The 1,789-nt window shown below is 67.2% G+C and carries 2 protein-coding genes; both read left to right on the top strand.

What is annotated here, in order from left to right; translation table 11 throughout:
• Positions 1-177 (top strand): sigma factor-like helix-turn-helix DNA-binding protein (locus AAGI91_17810; protein ID MEM1044470.1); only part of this gene is annotated, 177 nt, incomplete at its 5' end.
• Between the two features lie 240 nt (positions 178-417).
• The gene (locus AAGI91_17805; GenBank protein MEM1044469.1) at positions 418-1,653 is read left to right on the top strand and encodes a hypothetical protein; all 1,236 of its coding nucleotides are present in this window, start codon (positions 418-420) and stop codon (positions 1,651-1,653) included.
• The last annotated feature ends 136 nt before the right edge of the window (positions 1,654-1,789 follow it).

Genomic DNA, 1,789 nt, shown 5'->3' with positions numbered 1-1,789 from the left:
CAGATCCCGGAGGAGTTCCGCGAGGTGGTCGTGCTGCGCGACGTGCAGAACCTGGCCTACGAGGAGATCGCGGAGATCACGGGGCTGCCGATGGGCACGGTCAAGAGCCGGATCAACCGGGGCCGGACCAAGCTCCAGGGCCTGCTCGACGAGGTGTACGCGGTACGCATGAACTGACGAGGCGCACGCTCCGTCTCTCGCTCTGCGGAGGGGCTCCATCGCTGGAGCCCCTCCGTTTTTTGTCCGGGCCCGCACCGCCCGATCCCAGCGAGGCGGGTTCTTTTCGCCAACTCTTCCCTGCGCCCTGGCGCGGTGCGTGCGTTCTTTTGACGTGCGCGCCGGGGCCATACTGAGAACCGGCGCGCATGCGTTTATCCCCACGCATCCCGACCTACGCCTTCCTCACGCTCTGCCCGTATGCGCCGATCCCGGCCCGCCCGCGCCGCCCTCCCTGGTCTCTCCGGCGCGGCTGTCCTGTGCCTCCTCCTGCTCGCCGGCTGCGAGAACCCAGCCGGCCTCCCCGACGGCCTCGGAGACCCGGACGGCAACGACCCGAACGTCCGCACCGTCGCCGCCGACTCGGTCGAGGCGGCGGCGTTTGACGACCTCACCGGGGCGTTTCTGACGGAAGAGGGTTTCAATGACTTCCAGGCGCTCGCCGGGCGCGTGGACGACCCCGCCTTCGGGACGACGACGGCTCTCGGCTACGTCGACTTTCTGCCGCCTTCGAACTTCCCCGAGGGCTTTTTGGAGCGCCCGCTGCGTGAGGTGACCCTCCAACTCCAGCGGCGCTACGTCTACGGCGACACCCTCGCCTCCACGACGTTCGATCTGCGGCAGGTGCTGGAGGAGTGGGACGCCGTCAGTGCTGCATCGGACACGCTCTTCCCCGTGCAGGAGGCCACCATCGTCAGCTTCGAGGTCGCGGCCAGCGACTCGCTCGTGGAAATTTCGCTGCCCGACAGTTGGATCGCGGACAACGACACGACGCTACGAAGCAGCCAGTTCTCAAACCTGTTTCACGGCTTCCAGCTTCAGGCGCAGGACGGCGGCAACGCCGTCTACGGCTTCAGCGGAGGCTCCACGCTGGAGCTCGTCTCGGCCGAGGACACGGTGATCTACCGCGCCTCCGAACTCTTCAGCAACCTCGACCGGACGCCTCCCGCAGCCCCGCCGGCCGACGGGCGCCTCCGCATCCAGGACGGCACCGGCGAAAGCATTCAACTGAAGGTGGAGGTCGACGCGCTCGGGCGGGCGGACATCAACACGGCGTTTATCCGCGTCGATGCCGACTCGCTTGCGGACCCGGCTCCGATGGGCTTTGTCCGGCCTCAGGTACGTGAATTGGTACTCTACGGTCTAGGGCTCGCCACCGACGACAACCCGAACCCCGAGCCGGTCTTCCTCGCCTCGGCCATGCTCGACGAGGAGACGCAGACGTTCTCCTTCGGCTCGGCTTCGCTGACCGGTATCGTCCAGGACCTGGTACTCGACCGCTCTGGGCTCGCGCGGTTCATCATTGGGTTCCCGGCGGTCCCGCCGCGCGTCACGCCGCGACCCTTCGCGGACCAGTCGAGCATCGATGCCGTCTCGCTCGTCGGGCCGGGCGAGGACGGGGCTCCGCGCGCCGTCGTGATCCTGATCCCGAACTAGAGCCTGTTAGCAACTTGACCTCCTCAGACAGCGCAGAAACGCCGTTCTGATGTCACAAGCCCCGAAACCGAGTCATTCCCGACCCAGATCGGGAATCCATGCAGCGTCGGCACGCGGTGCCATCGTGGCGTGGATT

The organism is Bacteroidota bacterium (assembly GCA_038746285.1).
GTDB lineage: Bacteria > Bacteroidota > Rhodothermia > Rhodothermales > JANQRZ01 > JANQRZ01.
The sequence above is the reverse complement of the archived record's forward strand: the minus strand, read 5'-3'. Positions and strand labels throughout refer to the sequence as shown.

What these genes read in the sequence shown, in the direction of transcription:
- AAGI91_17805 (MEM1044469.1), top strand. Translation starts at nt 418, where the DNA reads ATGCGCCGATCCCGGCCCGCCCGCGCCGCCCTCCCTGGTCTCTCCGGC.